Annotated in this window: 25 protein-coding genes; 18 read left to right on the top strand and 7 right to left on the bottom strand. The window is 51.7% G+C overall.

Going from position 1 to position 24,148, the window contains the following annotated elements:
* The first annotated feature begins 496 nt into the window (after window positions 1–496).
* The 18 genes from H9K75_RS23740 to H9K75_RS08270 all read left to right on the top strand — a co-directional run bounded on the left by H9K75_RS23740 (window position 497) and on the right by H9K75_RS08270 (window position 17,659).
* On the top strand, window positions 497–817 hold the full coding sequence (locus H9K75_RS23740) for an SbcC/MukB-like Walker B domain-containing protein (RefSeq protein ID WP_226858606.1): 321 nt from the start codon (window positions 497–499) through the stop codon (window positions 815–817).
* Window positions 818–1,299: 482 nt separating this feature from the next.
* Window positions 1,300–1,683 carry a DUF2304 domain-containing protein gene (locus tag H9K75_RS08340; protein ID WP_187725965.1) on the top strand — a complete coding sequence of 128 codons (384 nt, stop codon included), beginning with the start codon at window positions 1,300–1,302 and terminating at the stop codon, window positions 1,681–1,683.
* Window positions 1,676–3,142, top strand: coding sequence for a mannose-1-phosphate guanylyltransferase/mannose-6-phosphate isomerase (locus H9K75_RS08335; RefSeq protein WP_187725416.1), 1,467 nt, complete (start codon window positions 1,676–1,678; stop codon window positions 3,140–3,142). Before H9K75_RS08340 ends, H9K75_RS08335 begins: the two co-directional genes overlap by 8 nt.
* 9 nt (window positions 3,143–3,151) lie before the next feature.
* Window positions 3,152–3,955, top strand: a complete 804-nt coding sequence (locus H9K75_RS08330; RefSeq protein WP_226858605.1) for an ABC transporter permease — start codon at window positions 3,152–3,154, stop codon at window positions 3,953–3,955.
* On the top strand, window positions 3,955–4,275 hold the full coding sequence (locus H9K75_RS25095; RefSeq protein WP_319016899.1) for an ATP-binding cassette domain-containing protein: 321 nt from the start codon (window positions 3,955–3,957) through the stop codon (window positions 4,273–4,275). The genes H9K75_RS08330 and H9K75_RS25095 overlap by 1 nt, the downstream gene beginning before the upstream one ends.
* On the top strand, window positions 4,275–5,171 hold the full coding sequence (locus tag H9K75_RS08325) for an ABC transporter ATP-binding protein (RefSeq protein WP_319016898.1): 897 nt from the start codon (window positions 4,275–4,277) through the stop codon (window positions 5,169–5,171). Before H9K75_RS25095 ends, H9K75_RS08325 begins: the two co-directional genes overlap by 1 nt.
* 139 nt (window positions 5,172–5,310) lie before the next feature.
* Window positions 5,311–5,601, top strand: coding sequence for an FkbM family methyltransferase (locus tag H9K75_RS23735; RefSeq protein WP_264293991.1), 291 nt, complete (start codon window positions 5,311–5,313; stop codon window positions 5,599–5,601).
* Window positions 5,602–5,609: 8 nt separating this feature from the next.
* A complete protein-coding gene (locus H9K75_RS08320; protein ID WP_226858604.1) occupies window positions 5,610–6,494 on the top strand; it encodes a hypothetical protein in 885 nt (294 codons plus the stop codon).
* Complete coding sequence (locus tag H9K75_RS08315; RefSeq protein ID WP_187725415.1) at window positions 6,478–9,483, top strand: glycosyltransferase; 3,006 nt, start codon at window positions 6,478–6,480, stop codon at window positions 9,481–9,483. The genes H9K75_RS08320 and H9K75_RS08315 overlap by 17 nt, the downstream gene beginning before the upstream one ends.
* Before the next feature lie 20 nt (window positions 9,484–9,503).
* Entirely contained in the window at window positions 9,504–10,196 is a 693-nt protein-coding gene (locus tag H9K75_RS08310; protein ID WP_187725414.1) for an NAD(P)-dependent oxidoreductase, read from the top strand.
* A 2-nt stretch (window positions 10,197–10,198) separates the two neighbouring features.
* Window positions 10,199–10,594: a GtrA family protein gene (locus tag H9K75_RS08305; protein ID WP_187725413.1), complete on the top strand. Its 396-nt coding sequence runs from the start codon at window positions 10,199–10,201 to the stop codon at window positions 10,592–10,594.
* Between the two features lie 7 nt (window positions 10,595–10,601).
* Window positions 10,602–11,252 carry a class I SAM-dependent methyltransferase gene (locus tag H9K75_RS08300; protein WP_187725412.1) on the top strand — a complete coding sequence of 217 codons (651 nt, stop codon included), beginning with the start codon at window positions 10,602–10,604 and terminating at the stop codon, window positions 11,250–11,252.
* Between the two features lie 84 nt (window positions 11,253–11,336).
* A complete protein-coding gene (locus tag H9K75_RS08295; protein WP_264293990.1) occupies window positions 11,337–12,227 on the top strand; it encodes a glycosyltransferase in 891 nt (296 codons plus the stop codon).
* Window positions 12,217–12,882, top strand: a complete 666-nt coding sequence (locus H9K75_RS08290; RefSeq protein WP_187725410.1) for a class I SAM-dependent methyltransferase — start codon at window positions 12,217–12,219, stop codon at window positions 12,880–12,882. Before H9K75_RS08295 ends, H9K75_RS08290 begins: the two co-directional genes overlap by 11 nt.
* 7 nt (window positions 12,883–12,889) lie before the next feature.
* A complete protein-coding gene (locus H9K75_RS08285; RefSeq protein ID WP_187725409.1) occupies window positions 12,890–14,497 on the top strand; it encodes a hypothetical protein in 1,608 nt (535 codons plus the stop codon).
* Window positions 14,498–14,530: 33 nt separating this feature from the next.
* The gene (gene gmd / locus H9K75_RS08280) at window positions 14,531–15,565 is read left to right on the top strand and encodes a GDP-mannose 4,6-dehydratase (protein ID WP_187725408.1); all 1,035 of its coding nucleotides are present in this window, start codon (window positions 14,531–14,533) and stop codon (window positions 15,563–15,565) included.
* Window positions 15,566–15,576: 11 nt separating this feature from the next.
* Complete coding sequence (locus H9K75_RS08275; protein ID WP_187725407.1) at window positions 15,577–16,479, top strand: NAD-dependent epimerase/dehydratase family protein; 903 nt, start codon at window positions 15,577–15,579, stop codon at window positions 16,477–16,479.
* Between the two features lies 1 nt (window position 16,480).
* Window positions 16,481–17,659 carry a glycosyltransferase family 4 protein gene (locus tag H9K75_RS08270; protein ID WP_187725406.1) on the top strand — a complete coding sequence of 393 codons (1,179 nt, stop codon included), beginning with the start codon at window positions 16,481–16,483 and terminating at the stop codon, window positions 17,657–17,659.
* Here the strand turns inward: H9K75_RS08270 and H9K75_RS25090 are convergent.
* The 7 genes from H9K75_RS25090 to H9K75_RS08250 form a co-directional block, all read right to left on the bottom strand.
* Window positions 17,653–18,729 carry a glycosyltransferase gene (locus H9K75_RS25090; RefSeq protein ID WP_319016897.1) on the bottom strand — a complete coding sequence of 359 codons (1,077 nt, stop codon included), beginning with the start codon at window positions 18,727–18,729 and terminating at the stop codon, window positions 17,653–17,655. The genes H9K75_RS08270 and H9K75_RS25090 overlap by 7 nt on opposite strands.
* A complete protein-coding gene (locus tag H9K75_RS25085) occupies window positions 18,624–19,511 on the bottom strand; it encodes a glycosyltransferase (RefSeq protein ID WP_319016896.1) in 888 nt (295 codons plus the stop codon). Before H9K75_RS25085 ends, H9K75_RS25090 begins: the two co-directional genes overlap by 106 nt.
* A 32-nt stretch (window positions 19,512–19,543) precedes the next feature.
* Window positions 19,544–20,221, bottom strand: coding sequence for a tetratricopeptide repeat protein (locus H9K75_RS25080; RefSeq protein ID WP_319016895.1), 678 nt, complete (start codon window positions 20,219–20,221; stop codon window positions 19,544–19,546).
* A 17-nt stretch (window positions 20,222–20,238) separates the two neighbouring features.
* Window positions 20,239–20,712 (bottom strand): hypothetical protein, encoded by a 474-nt coding sequence (locus H9K75_RS25075; RefSeq protein ID WP_319016894.1) that lies wholly within the window; start codon window positions 20,710–20,712, stop codon window positions 20,239–20,241.
* Between the two features lie 151 nt (window positions 20,713–20,863).
* The gene (locus H9K75_RS25070) at window positions 20,864–21,559 is read right to left on the bottom strand and encodes a hypothetical protein (protein WP_319016893.1); all 696 of its coding nucleotides are present in this window, start codon (window positions 21,557–21,559) and stop codon (window positions 20,864–20,866) included.
* Window positions 21,560–21,766: 207 nt separating this feature from the next.
* Window positions 21,767–22,978, bottom strand: coding sequence for a hypothetical protein (locus H9K75_RS08255; protein WP_187725405.1), 1,212 nt, complete (start codon window positions 22,976–22,978; stop codon window positions 21,767–21,769).
* 60 nt (window positions 22,979–23,038) lie between these two features.
* Window positions 23,039–24,079 carry a bifunctional nicotinamide-nucleotide adenylyltransferase/Nudix hydroxylase gene (locus H9K75_RS08250; protein WP_187725404.1) on the bottom strand — a complete coding sequence of 347 codons (1,041 nt, stop codon included), beginning with the start codon at window positions 24,077–24,079 and terminating at the stop codon, window positions 23,039–23,041.
* Window positions 24,080–24,148: the final 69 nt, after the last annotated feature.

Genomic DNA, 24,148 nt, shown 5'->3' with positions numbered 1-24,148 from the left:
TTCTGCATGCGCTCCTGACGCCCGCAGAGCGCGACCAGATGCAGCTTCGCAAACAGCAGCGCGAGCAGGAGCGCCAGATCGCCAGCGAGTTGCTGCGGAGCCAGCAGACCCGACTCAGCGAACTGCGATCACGCAACGCGAGCGAGGCCAGTCGCGCCGAACTGGAGCAAGGCATCGAGCGACTCGAAGCCGAATCAACGCAGCTCAACCAGCAACTGGGCGGCAAACTCGCGACGCTCGAACGCGACGCCGCCTTGCGAGCCAGTCAGCAACAACTGCTCGCGCAGATCACCAGGCAGGCCAGCGAATCCGACATCTGGCAGCATCTGGATGCCTTGGTCGGCTCGTCCAAGGGCGACAAATTCCGCAAATTCGCGCAAGGGCTGACGCTGGACCACTTGCTCCAGCTTGCCAATCGCCAGCTCGAACGACTGCATGGCCGCTATGTGCTGCGTCGCAAATCATCGGGCGAACTGGAACTCGAAATCGTCGACCAATGGCAAGCCGACGCGACACGCGACACGCGCACGCTCTCGGCGGCGAGAGCTTTCTGGTCAGCCTTGCTCTCGCGCTGGCGCTCTCTGATCTGGTCAGTCACAAGACGTCAATCGATTCCCTGTTTCTGGACGAAGGCTTCGGCACGCTGGACGCCGAAACCCTCGACGTCGCGCTCGACGCGCTCGACACCTTGAACGCATCGGGAAAAATGGTCGGCATCATCAGCCACGTCGAAGGACTCAAAGACCGCATCGCCACCCAGATCCGCGTAGACAAAGGCGGTGGAGTGGGGCACTCGCGGTTGAGCATTTGCGCTTGAGGTTTTCTCGGGCTTCCAACGACTGGCCGTTCGTCCGAAGAAAGCCAAAGCACCATGAAGTCCTGACAAACGCTATTCACTACGGTCGAGACATACCTTTTTACCCATATAAATAGCTATGGTATGTTTTGGTTAAAAACGTAATTAGTTGAAATCCATCTCCGGGCTTGCATGAATGCCCTGTGCTGACGTGCCTCTGGAAGTTAATTCTGGCGCGCGTCACCGAAGTTTTACACAAATCAAGAAAAACGCAGAAAATCACAGCATTCAATAGGTATAAGCTATTGAATCACAAAGGGATTCGCCTGCTCGGCGTTCCGCCTACAATTGACGGCTTTGCCCCGATAAGGAATCGGTTCCAATAGGGTAAGTGGGAAACGTGGCGTCGGCCGTGTCGCAGTTGAATTTCGAGCGCATGGCAACGGAACGACCGTCTGTTGGTCGTACGCACTGCCGCGCTCCTGCTGAAATCACAGGCTGATATGGCGTCCTTGCAAACCACCACCATGCTTCTCGGCGTGGGGTTGGCGATTCTGATCTTGTATCTGATTCGCCGCGATCATCTCTATCTGATGCACGGCCTCTTCTGGGTGGCCGTGGCAGCAGTGGCAGCGCTATTGGGTGCCTGGCCGGGTCTGGTGGATCGCATCGCTTACTCGGTAGGGATCTCGTACCCGCCAGCGCTGCTTTTGCTCTTCGCATGCATTGTCCTGTTCGTCAAGGCGCTGCACGCAGACATGGTGAACACCCGCATAGAGCGCGATGTGCGCCGACTGAATCAACGCCTTGCCATGTTGGAAGCGGACATGGAAAGCCTTCCGCGTTCTCCCACGGCAACTGCGGCAACCTTCTCCTACCATGACTGATCAGTTACTTCCCGTCATTCTCTGCGGCGGTTCGGGCACGCGTCTGTGGCCGTTGTCGCGCGAAACCTATCCCAAACAATTTCATGCGCTTGCTGGCACGGCGAGCATGCTGCAGGACACCGCAACGCGGCTCGTTGGCATCTCCTCCGAGGTGGAACTGGCGGCGCCCTTGCTGGTGTGCAACTTCGAGCATCGGTTTCTCGTCGCCACCCAGTTGCAGCAATCGAACATCGACAACGCACGCATTTTGCTTGAGCCCAGCGGTCGCAATACGGCTCCGGCTCTAACCATCGCAGCCTTACAGGCTCAAGCCGACGGCCAGGATCCCGTGATGCTGGCCATGCCTGCAGACCACGTGATCGCGGACAAGCCTGCATTCCACAGTGCCGTGCAAAGCGCGTTCCGCGTAGCGAGCGCTGGCCACTTGGTCACTTTCGGCATCGTCGCCGACCGCCCGGAAACCGGCTATGGCTATATTCAGCACGGCACGGATGAAGACAACGGAACCTTTGAGGTTCAGAGCTTTGTCGAAAAGCCCGATCTGGACCATGCGAAAGCCTATCTGGCAGCCGGCAACTACCTTTGGAACAGCGGCCTGTTCGTCGTACGCTCAAGTGTCTGGCTGAAGGCCATGAAGCAGTTCCGCCCGGACATCCTGGCCGCGTGCGAGCAGTCCATGACCAATGCCCAGCGTGATGCGGATTTCGTGCGTCCCGAGGCGAACGCGTTCCAGCAGAGCCCGTCAGATTCCATCGACTACGCGGTCATGGAGCGTTTATCCAAGGCGCCCGAGCTCGGCATCTCGGCGCGCGTCATTCCGCTCAAGGCAGGCTGGTCCGATGTCGGAGCGTGGGACGCGTTGTGGAGCGTTCGTGATCACGACAGGGACGGCAACGCGATCATCGGCAACGCGGTACAGCACGGATGCACAAACTCCCTGTTTCTCTCGAGCAGCCGCCTCGTCGCCGGTGTAGGGCTCGACCACATTGCCGTGGTCGAAACGCCCGATGCCATCCTCGTTGCCGACCTGCGCCGCACGCAGGAGGTCAAGCAAATCGTCGCCCACCTGCAAAAACACGGCAAGGACCTGGCACATTCCCATCGCAAGGTGCATCGCCCTTGGGGTTGGTACGACAGCATCGACTACGGAGACCGTTTCCAAGTCAAACGCATTGTGGTGAATCCCGGCGCAAGCTTGAGCCTGCAAATGCATCATCACAGGGCGGAGCACTGGGTGGTGGTTCGCGGAACGGCAGAAGTCACGAATGGCGACAAGCTTCAGTTGTTGGGCGAGAACGAATCTACTTTCATCCCCTTGGGGCACATGCATCGCTTGCGTAACCCCGGGAAGATGCCGCTTGAGATTGTGGAGGTGCAATCGGGGAGTTATCTGGGCGAGGACGATATTGTTCGTTTTGAAGATACCTACGGCCGTGTTGCAGAAACAACGGGATCCTAAGGAAGCTAGATGCCTGGTTTAGTTATGTTTCGCGCCCTCTGGGCTTATCGCGGATTTGTGTGGAGTAGCGTGATGCGCGAGTTTCATGGTAAGTACCGTGAATCGCTGTTGGGGGCATTTTGGTCAGTGGCGAACCCACTCGCCATGATTCTGATTTATACCTTGGTGATGGGGCAGTTGATGCGCCCTACGTTACCCGGATATGAAAAAACTCCTTTTGCGTTTCCAATATATCTATGCGCAGGTGTGATTACATGGAATCTGTTTGCCGATATCGTTTCCCGGTTGAACGGGGTCTTTGTTGATAACGGGAATTTGATAAAAAAATCAAATTTTCCGAGAATTTGCCTTCCCGCGATTGTAGTGACATCGGCATTTCTTAATTTTGGGATTGTGATGGCAATATATTTAGCGTTTTTGGCCATTATTGGATACTGGCCTGGATGGTCATTGCTGTCAATAATCCCACTACTTATAATATTGACAGGATTTGCAGTTGGGCTAGGAGTGCTTCTTGGTACGTTGAACGTATTTTTTCGCGACGTTGGACAATTGACGGGTGTAATACTCCAATTTTGGTTTTGGCTCACGCCTATTGTGTATACATTTGGCGCATTGACTGAAAAAGTCCGAATTTTCATGGGGTTCAATCCTATGGTGCCCTTAATGCAGGGGTTTCAGCAAATATTTCTGATGCATAGTTTTGTGTCGTTGAAACCACTTATTCCTTTGACAATAGCGACCTTGATATTGCTGACGCTGGCGGCTTGGTTCTTTTCCGCACGAGTGGGTGAATTGGTGGATGAATTGTGATGAACAGCCTAAGCGTTAGCCATGTGAGTAAAGCCTACAAGCGGTACCCTAGCAAGTGGGCTAGAGTACGGGAGTGGTTTGCACGAAAACCAAATCACGAAAAAACATGGGTCTTAAAAGACATAGATTTCAACGTCGGACCTGGAGAGGCTGTCGGAATTATTGGGGTGAATGGTGCGGGCAAGAGCACGCTATTGAAAATAATAACAGGAACCACCCACCCTACCGCCGGAAATGTGCGTACAAGCGGTCGGGTTGCTGCATTGTTAGAATTGGGAATGGGTTTCACCCTGATTTTACGGGGCGGCAGAACGTCTTGATGGCAGGACAACTATTGGGAATCGCGTCTCACGAAATTGATGAGCGTATGCCGCAAATTGAAGCCTTTGCCGAGATTGGCCCATATATAGATCGCCCAGTACGGCTCTATTCAAGTGGTATGCAAATGCGTCTTGCATTTAGTGTGGCCACCGCAGTTCGACCGGACTTGCTAATTGTTGATGAGGCACTATCTGTCGGAGATGCGTACTTTCAGCACAAGAGCTTTAATAAGATAAGAGAATTCAGAGAGCAGGGAACCAGCTTATTAATTGTATCTCATGATCGTTCCGCCATTCAAAATCTATGTGACCGAGCAATCCTGCTTGAAAACGGCAAAATTATAAGAGATGGAAATCCTGAAGAGGTAATGGATTACTATAACGCAAAAATTGCTGAGCGCGAGAATTCTACAATAACTACAAACACTCTTGAAAGCGGAAAGGTTCAGATTATTTCTGGAACGGGCGAAGCAATTGTCGAGGAGATCTATCTCGAAGACACACAAGGAGATCGCATCGAATGTCTGGATGTTGGACAAGAGGTCACCCTTTGCATACGTGTTGCCATATTAAATCCGATCTCGCGGCTGGTTCTGGGTTATGGAATAAAAGATCGACTGGGGCAGGTCATTTTTGGAACAAATACAGATTTAAAAAAACAAGTTATTCACGACGTAGTTGGCGGCATTAAAGTATTCTATCGAATATCTTTTGCCGCTAATTTAGGTCCGGGGAGTTATTCAGTACAAACAGCCTTGTGCAGTGCAGAGACACATCTTTTGAATAACTATGAATGGAGAGATTTGGCATTGCTATTTGAAGTCATCAATGTCAATAAGGCGCCTTTCGCAGGCTGTGCATGGATAGATCCAATTATTGAAATAAGTAAAACGTGATGTTTGTTTCATACGCCCAAAATTTCGAAGATGTAATGCTTTGGCGGGCGCTGAAAACCGTCAAAAATGGTTTCTATATCGATATCGGGGCCCAAGATCCATGTGTCGATTCGGTGAGTATGGCATTCCAAGAACATGGATGGCTTGGGTAAGTGTCGAGCCGTCGCCGCGATATGCTCAGCTATTTCGTGAAACCAGACCGCATGATATTCTAGAGCAAGTTGCTATTGCAAGCGAGAAAGACCTTTTAACCTTCTACGAAATTGCCAATACGGGACTTTCTACTGGTAGCGCTGATTTGGCGAAAGAATACGTAGATAAAGGATTGGCTGCGACACCATTGCTGGTTAAATCAATAACTCTCGATTTATTATTAGAGAAGTATGGCTGGCAAGAAATCCACTGGCTAAAAATCGACGTTGAGGATTAGAGGCATCCGTGCTGGAAAGTTGGTCTCAGTCTCAAAAAAGACCATGGGTTGTGGTTGTGGAAAGTACTCGACCTGGAACTCAAATATCAAATCATCAGGTGTGGGAGCGCATTGTTTTCGCCAAAGGCTATCGACTCGCTTATTTCGACGGATTGAACAGATTTTATGTCCATGAATCCCATCCTGAGCTATTTAAGGCGTTTGATAGACCCCCAAATGTATTTGATAATTTCGCTTTTAGTGGCAAGGCAACGCATCCGTTTAACAAGGTTGTCCAGCAAAAGCTGATTAAGTCTAATTCTACGGTTGAATCACTGAAGCTCTCTATCGACGAAGCGAAAAATACGATTTCTAATCTCAAGAATATGAATTCTAGATTGATCGATAAAATTGATTTTGCTAATGAAAAGCTTAGTAGATTGACGGGTGAATACAAAAGCCAGAAATCTGATTTCATGGACTTGGTACATGCATATGGTGAATTGAGTGCAAACTATAAAGCAATCCAAAAAAGTCTGTCATGGCGTCTGACGTCACCACTGAGAGGACTTTCGACCCACGTCTTAGCCATCACAAAATTACCGCGCAGATTTGCAAATAGATTCGTCTTTTCGTCAATAAATTTGTTCAAAATTCCCATTCACTCGGCGATGTCGAGGGTTCTCAGAAATGAAGCCTTAAGTGTTTATTTAAATACTCACATCAAAAAGTTTCCTTACTTACATCAGCATTTACGCAGCATCGCATATGGCGAAAATATCTTGAATTCAAACTCGATAATTTCCATTAGTGAATCTGATTTATCAATAAGCGCTCGCGCAGCGCGAATTCATGTAAAACTCTCGCGTTTGATCGAGAAAAGGCTGGAGAGCGATAGTGCGAATCGTAATTGATCTCCAAGCTGCGCAGGCGAGTAATGCAAACCGTGGTATCGGTCGCTATTCAATGGCATTGGCTGAAGGAATCGCGAGGAACAAAGGTGAGCATGAGATTATCATTGCATTGAGCGCGGCATTCCGAGACTCCGTTTCAACTATACGCGATAGATTCAAAAAATTTTTACCAGATGAAAATATTAGGGTTTGGTACCCTGTCATATCTGTAAATTATTTTGAGCCGGCAAACGCTTGGGCGAGACAAGTCTCCGAGTTGTTGCGCGAGGCGTTTCTTGCCAACCTTAAACCTGACGTCATTCTGATTTCTAGCCTATTTGAAGGCCCGGGCGATGAGAGCGTCACAAGCATCAAACTATTTGATAGAAAATCTTTTGTCGTCAGCATACTGTATGATTTAATTCCGAATATTTATCCCGATATTTATTTAAAAAATGAAATAGTATCGAACTGGTATCGCGAAAAGCTTACGCATCTGACCCGTGCAGATCTACAACTTGCTATTTCTAATTCTTCACGCGAGGAAAGCATACATTATTTGGGAACAAACGCTAGTAATGTTGTAAATATTTCTGCGGCTATCGATCCGAAATATAAACCAATATCGATTGATCACGATGATCAACTTGCTCTTAAGAGTCAATTTGGCTTATCAAAGCCTTTCGTTCTCTACACAGGGGGAATTGATTATCGAAAAAACATAGAAGGACTAATTCATTCCTTTGCACTCCTAAAGGGGCGTGGATATGTATATTTACAGTTAGCGATCGTGTGTTCGATCTCGGATGAAACAAAAAAAAGATTGACGGACTTAGTTGTCAGCTGTGGAATGAATCAAAGCGATGTAGTTTTCACGGGTTTTGTGCCAGATGAGGAACTGCTGGCTCTATATAATTTGTGCGAACTTTTCATATTTCCTTCGTGGCACGAAGGCTTTGGGTTGCCTGCTCTTGAAGCCATGGCATGTGGTAGAGCTGTAATTGGCTCAAACTGTTCTAGCATACCCGAAGTAATTGGCCGAGAAGACGCACTTTTTGATCCGCATGATCATGGGGCCATTGCCGAAAAAATGGCTCAGGTTTTAGATGATTCCGCGTTTCGGGCAGAACTCGAAGGTCATGGCCTAGCTCATTCCAAAAAATTTAGTTGGGATGCGACGGCGATATCTGCACTCAATGCTATTACGGAAAAATTTTCCTCACGCCAGATTGCGGAAAATGAATCAAAAAAGAGCAAATACCATCGACGCCTAACACTTGCCTATGTGTCTCCGTTGCCTCCCGAGCGTAGCGGCATCGCCGACTACAGCGCAGATTTGCTACCGGTGCTGTCTGAGTATTACGACATAGATGTGGTCGTATGTCAGGAAATGGTTTCGTCAAATTGGGTTGACGCTAATTGTAAAATCCGCAATGCAGAATGGCTTAGAGAGCACGCAGATCAATACGACAGGGTGCTGTATCACTTTGGAAATTCGCACTTCCACCAGCACATGTTTGACCTTATTGCGGATGTTCCCGGAGTTATTGTACTTCATGATTTCTATTTATCCGGAATAATATCATATTTATCCCGCTCGGGGCAAATACCTATAGCATGGGATATGGCATTATATAACAGTCATGGATATGCCGCAATAATTGAACGCCACAGTCCGAGTATAGATTGGTCGAATGTGGTTACCAAATATCCGTGTAACTTTTCAGTCCTTGAGTCAGCCTACGGCGTTATTACACACTCCCGACATTCTTGCGAGCTGGCCAATGCATGGTACGGTAGTTCCGCTAGTAATGAGTGGGCTGTAGTTCCGTTGCTGCGCTCGCCTGCGCGTATTCCGGACGAGAAGAAAAGAACCGCGATTAGAACTGAGCTCGGGCTTAGTGATAATCAATTTATCGTCTGCAGTTTTGGGTTCGTCGCCTCGACGAAATTGAGCGAGAAGATTGTAGATGCGTGGCTCGAGTCGGATCTTGCCAAGGATGAAGATTGCGTACTAATTTTTGTGGGCGCCGCTGATAATAGCGAGTATTCAAAAAAACTTGTTTACAAGATTAAGAATAGCGCAGCGAAAGATCGAATCCTTATTACTGGCTGGACAAGCAACGATCTATTTCACGACTACTTGGCAATTGCGGATTTAGGCATTCAACTCCGCACCCAGTCAAGGGGGGAAACGTCGGCGGCTGTTCTCGACTGTTTGAACTACGGATTGGCCACAATCGTCAACCGCCATGGAAGTATGGCCGATCTTCCTTTGCACGCGGTGTCCATGATCGATGATGATTTCGAGATTTCCCAACTTTCTGGTCTCATATTGAATTATCGGTACGATGCTGATGCACGACGCGCGCTGGGATTGCAGGCTAAAGATCTTGTTTGCACTCTTCACTCCCCGAAAAAATGCGCCACGGAATATTATGTAGCGATTGAACATTTTTATTCTCAGCAGAACTTGGGAACTGATCAACTGCTGAAGGCAGTAGCAGAGGTTAACGCCACTGGCGCAAAAACAAAAGTTGCAGCAGCATCAATTGCTCATTCAATAGAACCTCCTTTGCTACAGTTGCAAATTTTAATTGATGTGACAGAAATTTTGGACGATGTAACTAATTTTCCATCTGTACGAGAGCAGCTGAAATCATTGCTTGCGTCGGTTGAATATCCAAATGCAGGTGCACGACTTGAACCGGTGTGCTTCAAGGACGATGGATTTCGTTATGCAAGGCGCTTTGTGCTAGACGTTTTGAATATGCAGTATGTACCGTTGCAAGATGAGGTTGTGACTTTTGCCATTGGTGATTTTTATGTTGGCCAAGCGGTTGATGGGACAGCTGACGAGATTTCAAGAATGAAAGGCGAGGGATTGGTCGTAAAGTACATGGACTTATTGGATTATGGCCAGCTCGATAAAGGGAAGATCGGTTTAGATGCGGCGTTTCTTCAATTCGTTCGGGGTATTCTGTTTGAACGGCGCGGCACCACGACATAAAAGATAGAAGACATATCATGATGATTGTTGGAACCGGGTTGGTTGCTAAAGCCTTTGGGAAATATGCGAATGAAATGGGTAATGTATGCATATTTGCATCGGGTGTGGCTAATTCAAAATGCAATGAAGAAAATGAGTTTGCCCGAGAGCGCACATTGCTCCAGGATGTTATTGAGTCTTTGAGCGCTGATTGCCATTTAGCCTATTTCAGTACATGCAGTATTTATGACTCAACATTGAAAGATTCAGCCTATGTTAGTCATAAGCTCAATATGGAAGCATTGATTTGCAAGCGTAGATACTCTCACGTTTTCCGTTTGCCTCAACTTGCTGGGTATAGCCAAAATAACACTACTCTGTTGAATTACCTGAATTCGTGTATTGATGCAGATTCTCTTATAAAAATTTCAAGGAATGCGGAACGAAATATTATCGATGTAGAAGATGTAGCGCGTGCAGTGAATCATCTCCTTGATAATAGTTCTGTCGAAAATCTCACGGTAAATATCTGCAATTTGCGCCGTGAACGGGTCTTGGAAATTGTCTCGACGCTGGAACGAATAAAGGGAAAGAGGGCGAAAATAGAATTAGTTGAGGGAGGGAGTTTTTATGATATTCCCATCGGCGCCGTGGAAGAGATTTATAAAGAAATTGGGCTGCATTTTTCAGAGAGCTATCTAGAGGGTGTTTTACGCAAATATTATTTGAGATAAGCATGACAGGTCAACACAAACAGAACGGAGAGAAGGGATATCTTGTTCGCTATATAAGCGCGGGAATGGTGAATGCGGTTATCGGGATTGGAGCTATTGCTATTTTGACCGCCATGAAAGTAGATCCCATTGTGAGCAATATAGTGGGTTTTGGTGTGGGCATGGTATCAAGTTTCACTCTCTCAAAATATTTTGTGTTCAAAAAGAAAACCGACACAAAAAAGCAAGTATTTCGGTATGGCATATGCTTTGCGATTGCGTATTCATTAAATTTAGCTGTGCTGGTTATATCAAAGGGCTTGGTACATGACCTGCTCGCCCAGATGTTGGCTATTGCGTGTTATGTCATTGCCATGTATTTGATGATGCGCTTTTATATTTTCCAGACCACTAGTTGAAAACGATATGCAACCAGAGCAGCAAAAATCGGAAATACGAAGTGGACTACGCCATGTCTTGGCTGTGTCCACGTTCTATGATTTTTTTCAACGCGCAGTTGGAGCCTATGACTGGCGAAAGCGTGTTATAGAGCAACACGTTAAGCCTTTATGTAGTGGCACCACACGTATATTGGATATAGGATGCGGAACGGGGGAGATATTAGAATATCTTCCAAGACAAGCTCTATATTTCGGATTTGATCGCAATAGTGAGTATATCGAATCGGCGAGAAAACGATTTGTGAATAGAAACGCGGAATTTATTTGCGAAGATGTAAATAAAAATTCCATTGCTGGACACGCGCAGTTCGACATAGTGCTGGCCATTGGTATTCTTCATCATTTGGACGACGGTATTTCATCAGAGCTTTTCGAGACTGCGCGAGGTGCATTGACCAGTGGCGGGATGCTTCTTACACTCGATCCGGTTTACACGAGAGATCAGTCCAGTTTTGCGAAGTACGTCGTGAGTAAAGATCGCGGACAGGCTGTACGTACGGATAATGAATATCTCAAATTAGCGGAACAATATTTTTCGTCGCCAAATATCCTAGTCGACGAAAGCCCCTTGCGAATTCCATATACTGGGATTGTCATGACATGTTTTAAATCATAAATACAACCAGTATTAATTATGAAATGCTCCATAGTCATTCCTGTTTACAGAAGCGCGGAAATTTTACCTGAGTTGCTACGTCAGTTGAATTCGGAACTCGAAAAACTCGGTTTGAGGAACGATTCAGAATTGATTTTGTTAAACGATGCAAGTCCAGACAAGAGTTGGGAAACCCTGAGAGCATTGACGTTTCAGCATGACAATTTGAAAGCGTTGAATCTTGCAAAGAATTTTGGTCAACACAACGCAATAATGGCCGGGTTGCGTGTTGCTACCGGAGATTTTGTGGTTTTGATGGATGACGATTTACAGCATTCACCGGCGTATATTGGGAAATTGATTCAATCGCTTGAAAAAGCTGATGTATGTTTTGTACGTTTTGAGAAACGTCAACATGAAGGTTGGAAAATAGTAGGGAGCAATTTTAATAATTTGTTGGCTAGCTATTTGGTCAGCAAGCCAAAAGATCTATATTTGTCTTCTTTCAAGGCATTTCGCAAACATATTCGCGATGCTATTGCCCAGTATGAAGGCCCTTATCCATATATTGATGGGCTGATTTTACGTAGCACCAATCGTATTCAGGTGATTGATGCCGTCCATCATGAGCGCTATTCGGGTAAAGGTAATTATAACCTGGCGCGATCTGTTTCCCTGCTTATGAAAATGGCGACCGGATTTTCTGTCGCACCGTTGCGGCTTGCGATATTTGTAGGTGTCGCATTTGGTGTTATTAGTTTCTTATTGGTCGTTTACGTGGTTTTTGAAAAAATAGTGAATCCGAATGTGCAGCCAGGCTGGACGTCGATTGTGGCTATAATTTTGGCGGTATCTGGGGTGCAAATGCTTTTTCTGGGTTTGATTGGAGAATATATCGGCCGACTCTATCTTAATTCCAACAAAAAACCCCAGTATGTAATTCGGGAGATTGCAGGTTTTCAGAAGTCTGAAAAGGAGATCTCAAATGGAATTTGATAAATATGCCGATTCTTATTCAGAGGATTTAAAAAACTCCATTCCCGCAGGATTGAGAACAATCGAGTATTTCTCCACCTATAAGGTAAAGTTGGCGAGACAGCTGGCAGGGAACAAACCAAAATGCATTCTCGATTTTGGTTGCGGCGTCGGGCAGTGCTCGCAATATTTGGTACGTGATTTCGCAGGGTCTCAAATTTTTGGATTTGATGTTTCAGAAGAGTCGTTAGCTATTGCTCGCGAAAGACTTCCTCAAGCAAGTTTTAGTGCGGAGTGGAATGAGATAGCAAATCGTAAATATGATTTGATTTTTACATCGAATGTATTTCACCACATTGATCCGCAAGATCATATTTTATGGTTGGGTCGGCTTAAGGATCAGTTGAATCCTGACGGCTGCCTTGTGATATTCGAACATAATCCTGTCAATCCACTGACCCGGATGGTTTTCAGGCGCTGTATATTTGATCAAGATGCCGTAATGATTGGGCAAGCAAATTTTTTGAAACTCGCGAAGGCAGCTGGATTTAATAAGCGAGCTTCAAAATATACGCTATTTTTCCCAGGTCCGCTCAAAGTACTGGCGCCGCTCGAGCGGTTTATCGGCTGGCTCCCTCTTGGGGCTCAGTACTATTTGGCATTAAAGAGCGATTAATATACAAATGAGTTCCAAGTCCTTACCTAGTGAATTTTTACCGTTGGCATTCAAATACTTTGGTTTCAGTTGCCTGTTATTTCTGGCGGTTTTGTTTCTGAAATATTTGGCGATCGAGTCTACGCAAAACTTCACATCCGACGAAGCTGTTCTTAATATGTTGGGGCGTGAGATCTATCAGCATGGTAGCGTCTTCCCTCGAAACTGGATTACCGCAAATGGCGATTTGATGTTGCCATCTGGAACATTGATTATTGCGGCATTGCTGAATTTCTTTCCAAATAATTTTGAAATGCATGCCTTTGTCAGTATATTATTGACAGCTGTTTTTTTATTTTCAATTCACTACGCATTACGAACCTACGCGCGTCAGTCATATTTTTTACCGATGGCGATTTTTGCCAGTGGGGTGTCTTTTAAGTACACACAGATGGTGCTCTTGCAGACAACATATTTTTGGTGGATTACTGCTTTTTTTCTCACGATTTCTGTTTTTGCAAACCATCGTTTTTCGCGACCTGGTTTCGGTGCGCAAATTCTGGTTGCGCTCATGTCGGCGTGCGTTAGTTTGAGCAACCCCGGGCGCGCGATGCTTATGTATGTCTTGCCAGCGCTGGCTTTTGTTTCGGTGTTTCATTTTCCAGAACGAATTTCTGTTGTGAGTTTGAAGCCAATTGTTTGGCGTATTTGTCCCATAACTTCTGGTTGGTTAATTGCGGCAGCGATCTACTATATTTCAAGAAGATTGGGATGGTGGGATACCGTGGATCATGCCTCCGCTTTGCAATTGGCGGGTCCGAATCAAATATTTTCGAATTTGGCAATTCTTCTCAACGGCTGGATGAACTATCTTGGTGTGGATGCTCTCGCCTTTGGTGGCACAGTTTTATCTGGGTTTTATCTAGCCATGTGCGCAGCCTTTGTTGTCTTATTTTCTGCGGCAGCGATTGTGTGGTGGCTTTGTGCTGGTAGTCGGGATACCGGGCATTTTGATTTTTACCGAGCAATGGCTGCTGCATTTTTGGCAGCGTTTGTACCAGTTCTTGTGTTATATGTATTTTTTGTTCCGCTCGCGGTCAATGAGTGGACGACTCGTTATTTCACGACCCCTATAACCATTCTATTTTTTGTTTCGGCCATTTGCATTCAGAACTGGATTTCTGTAAAATGCAGCTATCATATTGTCGTTACTGTAATGGTGTTGGTCTCAATCTGCTGGCTTTCACATATACGATATCAAGTGCAATCGGCTAACTATAGAGCGGAAACAAATTTAATACGCGTCGCCCGGGATATTCAAGCCTTGAATATTGCAAAAGGATATTCAACTTACTGGAACGCGTCTTCGCTCACTGTCCTGACATCCGAGACTGTCAAGGTCCGCCCGCTTAACGTGGCGGTCGATGCGCTTCATCCTTATCCGGTAATGGTAAGCCGCGACTGGTACAAGGACGAATCGGTTCAATCCTTTTTACTTTTGACCAATGCTGAAGAGACTACTTTGGCACAAGTGATCGAAAACCAATTTGGACGCCCGCAGCGGACCTTATCTTCTAATGGTTATATAATTTTGATATATGACTACGATCTGGCCCGGAATATGCAGTGGTCATGATCATTTTAATCTTTAACTAGCTACTTTAAAATTATGACGACAGCTATCATTACCGGTATAACAGGCCAGGATGGCGCTTATCTCGCCGAATTGCTTCTTGGGAAAGGTTACACCGTATTCGGCACCTACCGTCGCACCAGCTCTGTCAATTTCTGGCGAATCGATGAATTGGGTATCCAGAGTCACCCCAATCTTCATTTGGTGGAATACGACCTGACTGATCTCTCCGCGAGCATTCGTTTGCTGCAGACAACCGAAGCCAGTGAGGTCTACAATCTTGCCGCGCAGAGCTTTGTCGGCGTGTCCTTCGAGCAGCCGGTGACGACCGCTGAGATCACCGGACTTGGTGCGGTCAATTTGCTTGAAGCCATCCGCATCGTCAATCCAAAGATTCGCTTCTATCAAGCCAGCACATCCGAGATGTTTGGCAAAGTGCAGGAGATTCCTCAAAGGGAATCTACGCCGTTTTACCCGCGCAGCCCTTATGGTGTGGCCAAGCTCTATGCCCACTGGATGACGGTGAACTATCGTGAGAGTTATGGCATTTTTGGTTCGAGTGGCATCTTGTTCAATCACGAGAGTCCGTTGCGCGGTCGCGAGTTTGTGACGCGCAAGATCACCGACAGCCTTGCCAAGATCAAGCTCGGAAAATTGGAAGTGCTGGAGCTTGGCAACATGGATGCGAAGCGCGATTGGGGTTACGCCAAGGACTATGTGGAAGGCATGTGGCGCATTTTGCAGGCCGAGAAGCCGGATACCTACGTGTTGGCTACCAACCGTACCGAGACGGTTCGTGACTTTGTATCGATGGCTGCGAAGGCTGCAGGATTCGATCTGAAATGGCAGGGCGCGGCTGAATCCGAGGTCGGAATTGACGTTGAGTCTGGCAAGACCTTGGTGCGAGTTAATCCCAAGTTCTATCGTCCAGCGGAAGTCGAATTGTTGATTGGCAATCCCGAGAAAGCCCATCGCGAACTTGGGTGGAAGCCCACGACCACGCTGGAGCAGTTGTGCCAGATGATGGTGGAGGCCGATATTCGCCGTAATGAGCGCGGATTTTCGTTCTGAGGCGCAGTGAAGTGAAGCGCGCGCTGATTACTGGTATCAATGGTTTTACGGGTCACTACCTGACGCGTGAATTGGAGCGGCACGGTTGGGAAATCTGGGGACTGGGTTCGCAGGCCGAGAATCACCAACCGCGCTGTCGCGCTGTGGATTTGCTTGATATCTCTGCATTGAACGATTGGGTTGGCGAGGTGCAACCCCAAGCGGTCGTGCATCTCGCGGCGATTGCATTTGTCGCTCATAGTGATGCCAAGGCTTTTTACGATGTGAATTTGGTGGGAACACGCAATCTCTTGGCCGCGTTGGCAGGGCTTGCCCGTGCGCCGGAGCGAGTCTTGCTCGCGAGCAGCGCGAACATTTACGGGAATACCACTGGCGGTGCGCTTGACGAGACTACGGTGCCCAATCCGGCGAACGACTACGCCGTGAGCAAGCTGTCCATGGAATACATGGCGCGGCTTTGGTATGACAAGCTACCGATCACGCTGGCTCGCCCGTTCAACTACACCGGAGTTGGACAATCCGGGAGTTTTTTGCTTCCGAAAATCGTAAGTCACTTCCAACGCAAGGCGAATCTCATCGAGCTTGGAAACATGGACGTCTCACGCGATTTCTCCGATGTGCGGGATGTGGTTTCGGCGTACCGTCGGTTGCTCGAGTCCGATCTTGCGAAAGGCGAAGTCGTCAATGTGTGCTCTGGCCGGTTGGTATCCCTGCGCGAAGTGCTCGCGATGGCGGAAAAGATAACTGGTCACTCGATGAATGCGGTTACCAATCCGGCGTTTGTGCGCGCGAATGAAGTGCAGAGCCTATGCGGTGACGCGTCGAAGTTGAACACGCTGGTGGGCTCATGGTCGCCGAGGCCGTTGTACGAAACGCTGGAGTGGATGCTGTCAACCGGAACCGAGGCAGCATGACGTGGCCCATGTGATTCTTGGTGCGGATGCAATTCATGCCCCGTTGACTGGCATCGGGCGCTACGCGTATGAACTTGCGACGTTGCTGCCTCAGTGTGAAGCCGTGGAATCCTTGCGTTTCTATTCGCTGGGCCAATGGGTCACTGGTGATGCGGTACAGGCAAGAGCCAAGACGGTCAGCACGCAGGAACTCAATAAGCCGACATTGCGGCGCGTGCTTGCAGGTAACAAATTGGCGGTACGCGCGTACTCCGCGCTCATGCCGATATGGTCACAATGGCGTATGAAGCAGGAGCGGCATACGCTGTTTCATTCCCCCAACTACTTCCTGCCGCCGTTTCCTGGTAAATCGGTCGCAACGATCCACGACCTTTCGCATATTGTTTGTCCGCAGTTCCATCCAGCGGCGCGCGTGGAGCTGTTGAAGCGGGATCTACCCAAGTCGGTGGCTCGCGCGGACTTTCTGATTACCGACGCGGAGTCGGTGCGGCGAGAGGTGATCGAGCATTTTGGGTGGCCCGAAGACCGTATACGCACGGTGCCTTTAGGGGTTGATGCATCCTTTCATCCACGCAGTTCCACCGAGACGCAACCGGTCTTGCAGCGTCATGGGTTGGTGCACGGAGCCTATTCACTCTATGTGGGAACGATCGAGCCGCGCAAGAATCTCGCGCGGTTGATTCGCGCCTACGCTGAACTGCCGGAATCGCTGCGAATGCATGTTCCCCTGGTGCTGGCTGGATCGCGTGGTTGGCAGGCGCAGGAGATACATGAGTTGATGACACGTGGGGCGAGCGCCGGATGGCTCAGATATCTGGATTTCATACCCCAGGAAGACCTGCCGTTTTTGTACTCCGGTGCGCGGCTTTTTTGCTTTCCTTCTTTGTATGAGGGCTTTGGATTGCCGCCACTCGAGGCCATGGCATCGGGAACGCCGGTGCTCGCGTCGAATACGTCTTCGCTGCCCGAAGTCGTTGGGGATGTGGGATGGAAGGTGGAACCGGAAGATGAGCGAGCAATTTCGGTGGCGCTTCTGGATGCGCTACAGAATGACCAGTGGCGCTCGCTCGCGTCCGTGGCCGGGGTAGAACGATCACGTGCATTCACGTGGATGCAATGCGCGAGAAGCACCAGCGATATCTACTCGAGTTTGACGCGGGACGGGTTGCCCGGCTATTGAATAGTCGTTGCGGCGCGCTTGCGCCCGTGTGCAAGCGCCATCAATGTCGAAATCGCGAAATAGCGAATCGCCTTCGCCCACGACCGGAAGATGCCGGAACTGTCTTGCTTGGCCGTATGCATCTGCAGCGGTACTTCGCTGATTCTGAGGCCGTAACTCCGCATGAGCAGGAACGCACCGACGTCCTGGTAGTCGAGCAAAGTTGCTTCCGAAGAAATCGCAACATCGATGGCCTTGCGGCGATACACGCGAAAGCCAGATACGAAATCCTGAAGATCGAATCCGGTGAGCAGACGGTACCACTGCCAGGCCATGCGGCGCACGACACTGTGTTGAGAAGCGAAGAACGCTACCGAGAGATCGGCCGTTGGATTGAGCTTTACCGCCTGCAGCAGCGCAGGTAACTCTTCCACCTCGTAGTAGCTGTCGGCATCGATGGTGACCACCGTTTCGTATCCATGTGCCTTCGCATAGCGCAAGCCGGTCTGGAGGGTGCCCCAAGTCGTCATTGCCAGCAGGGGACGCAGCACCACGGCGTTGTTCACTTCTGCGAGATGGCCGGTTGCATCGGTGCTGCGATTGTCCACCACCACAACCTTGGCACCGGGTGCCAATTGCATGGCGCGCCGGATGATATGGGCGATGTGGTCTTCCTGATTGCGTGCGCTGACCACCACCATCAGACCGCTGTGGGCGGCGGATGGTGCGGATTCCGGGGCGAGTCCACGGTAATATCGATTGATCTCGCGCTCGCAGGGGCCGATGCTGAACATGCGCCTGATGGCCTGTATGCCGGCCTCGCCGGTCCTCCTGCGCAGCTCGGGGTCGTGCTGCATGCGCGCGATGTAGCTGCGCCATGCGTGCACGTCCTCATAGGGCACGCGCAAACCGCTGCGCGCCTGCGCAACAATCCAGGGCATGCCGGAGCCGGGAAGATCGGTCACGACGCAGGGACGACCATGCATCATGGCTTCCAGCACCACAATACCAAAGGCTTCGGTACGCTCGCGCGAGGCCAGGCAAAACACGTCGCACTGCGCAAGGAGCGTGTGTTTTTGCGCGTCATCCAATTCGCCCAGCAGACGGGCGCGGGGGGCTGGCCTGGACGTTTTGTCTCGTTGATCACGGCCTCGAGGTCCGGGCGCAACTCACCTTCGCCAACGATCAGGAGTTCGACGCCCGGCATGGAGTTGACCGCCTCGATCAGCGTTTCGAAACCCTTGTAATACGTGAGTCGCCCAATCGACAGCAGCTTGAGTTGCGTTTCAGGCCGCCATTGCAGTTCGGGCGGCAATTCGACCGGGGCGGGAGTGGCCTCGACGTTGATTCCCAGTGGAATGATGTTGGTCTTGTCATGCCAGCTACGCAGTGCCTTGCTGGCTTCGAGATACGCGGGTGACGTGGCGATGATCTGCGCGCTGCGCTCCAGCAGGGCCTGCTCAAAGGGCTTGTAGACCATATAGGCCAGCGCTACCGACCATTTGATATCGGAGAAGACGATATCGGACTGCCAATGGATGACCCATGGAATGGTGCGTGCGCCAGGCAGTGTCAAAGCCCACAACGCCGAATTGTTCGGCAGGTGCAGGTGCAATACATCCGGGCGGATTCTCTCGATGGCCCTGGCCATGGCACCGCGAAAGCCAGCGGCCATGGGCGCATAGACCAAGCTGAACTGCACCGGCACCCGCTGCACCCAAGGCGGATCATCCGGCTCGGGATCGCCATGGACCAGCGCATGTGCGTCGATGCCCTGCTTGCGTTGTTCGGTGAGCAGATCGGCGAGAAATACCTCCATGCCGCCGCGGTACGGTGGGTAGAACTTGCCGATGTGAAGAACGCGCAGTGCCATGGTGGTGTCTGTCGAATCGATGCGTGCGCGAGTCAGGGCTTGGTGGGGGTGGCGGGAGTTTCGCTGCTCAACTGGGCCTTAGCCATGGCGTAGCGCTGGGCGTTCCCGGGGTCGGCCTTTGTGGCTTCGTCGAGATCCTTGAGCGCGGCGGCGGTGTTCTTCATCGCGTATTGCGACATGGCGCGCGCGTAGAAGGCCGGACCGCTCGGAGTACGGGCGATCAGGGCGTCCATCTGTTCCTTGGCCTTGGGCGCTTCGCCCTTGCCGGTGAGGGCCATCGCGAGGCCGACCGCCGCGCGCGAGCTGTTGGGGGACGTCTTCAGCGCCGCCTCGTAGTCCTTCACGGCCTCGTCGTACTTCTGGGTGGTCATGCCCATCTCGGCGCGGCGCAGGTGGGTTTGCTCGGTGAGCTGCCTTGCGCCCTCGCTGTCGTTGACGTCCGGGCCACCGGCCTGCAGGGCGGCGGTGAAGGCGTCGAATGCTTCCTTGGGATGACCAAGGCCCGCGTAGGCTTCGCCGCGCTGGTACCAGAGCGTCTGGCCCGCATAGCCCTTGTCTTCTGCCGCCTTGAACGAACGCACGGCGTCCGGGTATTTCTTCTGCTGAAGCTGCGAGACGCCGATGCTGAAGCGCGCATTGCCGTTCAGGTCGTTGAGCGAATCGGCGGTGATGAAATCACGCTCGGCCTGCACGTAGCGGCCGCGTTCCATGCGCTCGGTGCCGAGGTTCAGGTAAGGGCGATAGCGGCCGAGTGCGTTGGCGGGGCTTTCAGATCGACCTTGCTCGCGGCGTCTTCCCAGACGGTTTCGGCGTCACGCATCGACAGCACGCGCTCGACGGCCAGTGCGCCGAAGATCAGCGCCAGAAACACTCCGACGATATAGATGGTGCGCGGCTTGAAGCCGGTGAGCACGATGGCGACCAGGCCGGGAATACCGACTGCCCACAGGTAGCTGCGATAGAGCACCAGAGGATCCTGCACCCAGACGACCGCGAATTCGGTGAAGAACCAGAGCAGCGGGAACAGCAGGCACAGCGCCGCAAAACGCAGCACGCCGTCCTTGCGCAGCACTGCCCAGATCGAGGCGACGAGCAGCGCGACATAGGCCATCGCGCCGACCAAATGCAGTGCCGAGCCGTAGGACACGGGAAGGCCGGGCGCATGTCGATCGACATCGCGCCAACGTACGGAATCACCCATAGAAAGCCGTAGACGAAGAACAGCGCGGCCTGATTCAGGATGCTGAGTCCGTAGACCTTGCTCGCGATTCCGGGGCTGATGACTTCGAGTTGCTTCACGTAGGCAACCGACTGGTTGTCGATCAGGTTGCCGATCAGGTTGCCGTAGATGCTCAGCACGGCGCCGACGGCGAGCACGAGTACGACAGCGGTCGCGCCCGAGACGACGAGAATTTTTTTCCACGAGGGCGGCGCACGTAGATGTACAGCGGCACGGCCATGGCGACGGTCAGCGCGGCCTGCTCCTTCGAGAGCGCGGCGGCCACATAGGCCAACGCGCCGCCGACGAACCAGCCGATGCGGCCGGTTTCTAGGCCACGCACATAGGCAAAGCAAGCGAGCACCGCAAACAGCGTGGCCATGAGGATCGAACGCTGGATCAGATAACCGACCACGTAGACCGCGACCGGATTGAGTGCGAAGACGATCAGGCCGACGCGCAGCGCCGCCATGCGCGAGGCCTGGAAATGCTCCTGGCTTTCGATGTCATGCGGGAATTGCGTGCGTTGCAGCAGCGATTTGAACAGTGCGTAGAGTGCGCCCACCGTCAACACGTGCAGGAACACGTTGAACAGATGCTGCTTCCACCAGCCATCGCCGAACAGCTTTTGCACCCAGACGAAACTGCCATAGGACAGCATGCGCTGCTTGAACTGCAGCAGGCTGCCGTATCGCCCAAAGAACTCGCCCTCCGCGAGTCGCAGATCGTCGAAGATCAGCTGGTTGTTCAGGCCGGGAACATAGACGCACAAAATGGCAGCAATCAACAGGATTGCAAAAATGACGGAAGTCTTGGAGATTTTTGCCATTGGGAGTGGAAATGATGGACGGAGAACGGCGGTCAGCGAGTCTATCAAACCACGGGAGGGATATCGAAGGCTTGTATCGGTCTGTAATCGAGCCGATAGGCCATCGGGAATTTGCTCAACAGCCGAGATAACCGTCGGGGCGCACGGCCTGACAGATGCTTACAACAAACAGCGGAATCACCAGCACGAAGAGCAGTGGGTGTCTCTTCAGCAAACCGATGCTTCCAAACCCATGGCGGCAATCGGTGCCGCGAACAGGATGCTGTAGTTGATGAGGCGCAGCACCCAGTTGGTGTCGTGCATCCAGAACGATGCGACCAGGGTGATCAATCCCAGAACGGCAAACGCGAGCAGCGACCAGATGAGCATGCGGGCCAGCGATGCATCGACCGCGTGTTCGGAGATGGCGCGCAGAAACGTGAACAATCCGCAAATGAACAGCAGCGCAAAGGCCAGATTGCCGGTCTGGAAAATCACGAATGTCCAGACCGATCCGCCATAAGGCAGCCACGACGCGGGTGGCAGGACGGCGGCCTGCGTGGCCATGGCGATGAAGAAAGCGGCGAACACCAGGGAACAAATCAGGCGTTGGTGTGTCAGCGCATATTCCACCGTGTTGCGCGACCAATCGGTGCGCCAATGCAGTGCGGGTTTCAGCGCCATGATGGCAAAGACCACGGCCAGCGCTGCGGCGCCCAGGTAGGGTGCCGTGCCCAGCAGGCGACGCAGGTGGTTTTGTTCGATATCCCGCAGCATGGTCTGATATGGCCCGGCGGGAAGCACGTAGACCACGAGACTCGCGAAAGCGACGGCGATGATGATTGCGTGCCGCCGGGTCAGCGGTCGATTCTCAAAGTAGTCGGCGAGTGCGAGTGCGGCGCAGAGAAATACCAGGATCGCGTGACTCAGGATGTGCGAGACCGAGGCCAGCACCAGCACCGGGAAAAAAATCCAGCCGCCGCGCCGATGCAGCCAAAGCCATGCGGCAATGGCTCCGATGAAGACCTGAATCTGTCCCCATTGCTGTGGCCTGGCCTCCAGCAGCGGCACCCAGAAATAGCTCGACATCGCCAGCGCCACGAGCGTGATGCCGGGACGCGTGATGCGAAGCCGCGAATATCCCAGAATGATCAGAAGCGTGCCCACGAAGACGCTGAAGACACCGAGGCTGGAAATCAGTTCGGTGTAGCGCATCTCGGTGAGCACCCGGAGTTCGCGCACCACGTACATGAAGGATGGGCCGGACACCGGCCAGTCCACGCCGTCATCCAGTCCGCGAGCGATCTGCACCCAATTCAATTCGTCGTTCTGGCAACGTGGATAACCCCAGAACAAGCGCACGCCGATGGCGCAACTGGTAAAGATCAGCGCGATCAACAACGCCCGCATCCAGACCGGGCGAGGAAAGAACAGCTTCATTGCTGTGATGTTCTATGGACTACGTTCATGAGGGCCGCCCATCATAGCGGCCTGCAATCGCTACTTCGTCTCGATGTCCGAGCTTAAAAAATGGTTCAGGATCTGAAAATGGTCCTCGAAGAATGACGCTTCATTCGACGGTATCGACTCGACCGGCATCCACAGCACCTGCGCTGCATCGTCGTCGGCCCGCACGTTTGGCAGCGACGCATCTTCCAGATCGAAATAGTGCACATGCGTGATCGTGCGCCCGCGCAGGCTGCGGTCGGGGTGGTCGAATACGCGGACTTCCCTGAGTGCTTTTTCAAGCAGCGCCGCTGGAACATCGCAATGGGTTTCCTCCACCAGCTCGCGCAGGCACGATTGCCAGATGGTTTCGCGTGGTTCGATGAAGCCGCCGGGCAGGGCGAGCAGGCCGCGCCCGGGAGGTTGGGCGCGGCGGATCAGCAGGATCCGGTTTTGGCAGCGCAGCAGTGCGTCCACCGTCACGAACACCGGTGGGTAGGGCGCGTTTGCCCAGGCCTCGCGGTAGCCGCGCAGCATGCGCCATTCGTTTTGCAGCTCGCCAAATTCTGGCTGCGTGGCAAATCGCTCCAGCAGCGTGCGGGTCGATTTGGGCAGTACGTCGTGAAAGGGCGAGAGCGCAATGGGGATCGTTCGCGCCGTGGCTCCGAAGTAGGCGTTGCGGATCATGGTCGCGTCGATGTCGCCCTGGCGTGCCATAGGAATCAGTTCCCAGCCCGGGAACGAGCTGAGATAGCTGCTGCTCGCGTCCTTGAAGTGGCCGACCAGCCCGATGCGCGCACCGGGCCTGGAGCGCTCGCCGACGGCCTGCTGCACGGCGCGCACCCAGCGCGCTTCGTCGTAGTAGTCACGCACGGGCACGACGTCGACGCGCGTGCGGTCGGCGTCGCTCAGGCTGCCGAGCAGCATTTGCGCGCGCTCGCTCCAGGTGAACGGGTTCTTGGGTGAGCGTGCTTGGAACGCCGAGCCGACGATGATGATGACCCTGTCGGCCTTTTCAAGCGCGTGGCTGAGCAGCGCGAGGTGCCCGGTGTGTACCGGCTCGAAGCGGCCGATGAGGATGGCGGTGTCGTACATGGACTGAAAAATGATCGGCGTCGGTCCGCCGGTTGGAATCTGTGAACGCGCTATGGACGGTATTCGCTG

The sequence above is a fragment of the Diaphorobacter aerolatus genome (assembly GCF_014489535.1).
GTDB lineage: Bacteria > Pseudomonadota > Gammaproteobacteria > Burkholderiales > Burkholderiaceae_C > Diaphorobacter_A > Diaphorobacter_A aerolatus.
This window is presented reverse-complemented; position numbering and strand designations above follow the sequence as displayed.